Origin of the sequence: Actinoplanes sp. NPDC048791 (assembly GCF_040650095.1) — a bacterium.
Lineage (GTDB): Bacteria > Actinomycetota > Actinomycetes > Mycobacteriales > Micromonosporaceae > Actinoplanes.
This window is the reverse complement of sequence record NZ_JBEZGQ010001113.1, coordinates 1-2,580: the sequence shown is the minus strand read 5'-3', so window position 1 is coordinate 2,580 and position 2,580 is coordinate 1. Positions and strand designations below refer to the sequence as shown.

The window sequence follows — 2,580 nt, the reverse complement described above, 5'->3', positions numbered from 1 at the left end:
CGCCCTCCTCCTTCGAGAGGATGTAGACCTGGCCCTCGAACTCCGTGTGCGGAGTGCTGGAGCCCGGCTTCACCACGACCATGCCGCGCTCGACGGGGGACACTCCCTGGCCGACGTGGTGAGCTGGATGGCCCGGCGCCCGGCCGACCTGGTCGGGCTCACCGGCAAGGGCCGGATCACGGTGGGCGCGGACGCCGACCTGGTCGCCTTCGACCCGGCCGCGGACTTCACCGTCGATCCCGTACGGCTGCACCACCGCAACCCCGTCACGCCGTACGCGGGCAAGGTCCTGACGGGGGTGGTCCGCACGACCTGGCTGCGCGGACGGACCGTGACCGGCGACGCCCCCCGCGGCGTCTTCCTGACCCGGGAGGGTTCCTGATGGAGGAGTTCACGCTGCTGCCCGACCTGGCGTCGCGCACCTTCGGCGGCGGGGTGGTGTTCGCCAACGACGAGTTCTTCGCCGCGGCCGACCATCTCGTCGAGCCGGCCCGGCCGGTGTTCGCGCCGCGGACCTTCGGGCACAAGGGCCAGGTGTACGACGGCTGGGAGACCCGGCGGCGGCGCGAGCCCGGGCACGACACCGCGATCATCCGGCTCGGCGCGCCCGGCATCGTGCACGGCATCGACATCGACACCGCGTTCTTCACCGGCAACTACCCGCCGCACGCGTCGGTCGAGGGCGCGGCGCTGGAGGGCTACCCGGATCCGGTCCAGCTGGCCGAGGCGCACTGGGTGCCGCTGGTGCCGCGCTCGCCGCTGGTCGGGGACAGCCAGAACCTGTTCCCGGTCGACTCCAGCCAGCGCTACACCCACATCCGGCTGAACATCTACCCGGACGGCGGGGTGGCCCGGCTGCGGGTGCACGGCGAGGTCGTGCCCGACCCGCGGCTGCTGCCGAGCGTCTTCGACGTGGCCGCGGCCGAGTACGGCGCCCGCATCGCCGGCTGCAGCAACATGTTCTACGGCCACCCGCAGAACATGATCTACCCGGGCCTGGCCCGGTCCATGGGCGACGGCTGGGAGACCTCCCGGCGCCGCGACGAGGGCAACGACTGGGTGCTGGTGCAGCTGGCCGTGCCGTCGGTGATCGAGCTGGCCGAGCTGGACACCAGCCACTTCAAGGGCAACGCGCCGGGCAGCGCCACCCTGCGCGGCATCGACGCCCGCACCGGGCTGCTCGACGACCCGACCGACTGGTTCGACCTGCTGCCCCAGGTGCGGCTGTCCCCGGACACCCGGCACCGCTTCGCGGTGTCGGTGGTCCCGGTCGCCACCCACGTGCGGCTGGACATCTTCCCGGACGGCGGCATGGCCCGGCTGCGCCTGCACGGCCGCCCGGACGGTGCTGTCCTGCGCGCCCGCTTCGAGGCGGTGACGTAAAGGCCGGGCGTCCGCTCGCGAGCCCCCGTCTTCGTCAGGCCAGCTCGACCAGACCGGTGTGGTCGTCCAGGGGAAGGTCGCCGCCGGCCACCGCGGTGATCACCAGCTCCGGCATGGTCAGCAGGCCGGACAGGGTGGTGGCCAGGGCGGTGTCCGCCGCGTCCCGGCCGGTCGCGATGCGGATCAGGCTCGGCCGGGGAGCGAGGCCGGTCGCGTCCCAGACCTGCCACCGGCCGTCCAGCGCGGTCTCGACCACCAGGTGGAAGTCCATCGGGGACAGCCCCGGCGCGTAGACCGCCGCGACCCGGGCCGGCACGTTCATCGCCCGGCACAACGTGGTGACCAGGTGGGCGTAGTCGCGGCAGACGCCCCGGCCGTCGAGCAGCGTGTCCGCCGCGTCGGTGCTCGGACCGCTGCTGCCGGCCTCGTAGCTGAGGTGGTCGTGCACCCAGTCGCGGATCGCCCGGACGGTCGCGGTGGCGTCCGGCAGGCCGCTGAACAGCGTGCCCGCGAAGCCGGCCATCTTGTCCGACGGGCAGTACCGGCTCGGCCGCAACGCGACGATCCGGTCCAGCTCGGTGACGTCCGCCGGGACCGGCCGGGCGACGGCCACCTCCGCCGCGTACGTGACGGTCAGCCTGCCCTTGGGGACCCGCACGTAGTGCTGGCGACCGGGCAGCTCCACCGCCTCCACACTGCGGCCGTCGCTGGACAGCGACAGGGTCTCCGACACCGGATCCGCGGCGGCGATCAGCAGGACGAGCTCGGCGGGCTCGGTGACGTCGAAGACGAGCGTGGCACCGACCTGGGAGTTGTTCACGGACGTCACGGTAGCCGGATCCGGATGTCGTCCGGATTACGGCGGGGGCGGCGGAAACGCGGTCGCCCGATGCCGGCCCGGCCGCTACCGTCCTGGCGTGGGCCGAACCGTGACGCTTGTCCTCGTCGATGCCGCCGGTGCGATGCTCGGCGCCCTGCCACCGGTCGAGGTGGAGCTGCCCTGGTGGCCCGAGGCCGCCGACGTGGTCGCCGCCACCCGGGAGCGGCACGGCCTCGACGTGCACGTGTTGCGGCTGCTCACGGCTGAGCGTCCGGCCCAGCCCGGCGGCCACGTCACCTACCTGGCCCAGGTCTTCGAGCCGCCCGGCGTGCCGCTCGCGCCGGCCGACGTCGACCTGACGCCGCACCCGCTGCGCG

At 73.7% G+C, this 2,580-nt stretch carries 3 protein-coding genes and 1 pseudogene; 3 read left to right on the top strand and 1 reads right to left on the bottom strand.

Annotation, left to right across the window (positions count from 1 at the left end; genetic code table 11):
• Positions 1-127: 127 nt before the first annotated feature.
• Together AB0C29_RS42960 and alc are read left to right on the top strand one after the other, a co-directional pair.
• Positions 128-382, top strand: a complete 255-nt coding sequence (locus tag AB0C29_RS42960; RefSeq protein ID WP_360833351.1) for an amidohydrolase family protein — start codon at positions 128-130, stop codon at positions 380-382.
• A complete protein-coding gene (gene alc, locus AB0C29_RS42955; protein WP_360833349.1) occupies positions 382-1,383 on the top strand; it encodes an allantoicase in 1,002 nt (333 codons plus the stop codon). The genes AB0C29_RS42960 and alc overlap by 1 nt, the downstream gene beginning before the upstream one ends.
• Before the next feature lie 34 nt (positions 1,384-1,417).
• Here alc and AB0C29_RS42950 read toward each other — a convergent pair whose 3' ends face one another.
• A complete protein-coding gene (locus AB0C29_RS42950) occupies positions 1,418-2,203 on the bottom strand; it encodes a transglutaminase-like domain-containing protein (RefSeq protein WP_360833347.1) in 786 nt (261 codons plus the stop codon).
• A 97-nt stretch (positions 2,204-2,300) separates the two neighbouring features.
• Between AB0C29_RS42950 and AB0C29_RS42945 the strand changes: the two are divergent.
• Positions 2,301-2,580: pseudogene (locus AB0C29_RS42945) on the top strand (aminoglycoside phosphotransferase family protein); the annotation flags it as partial.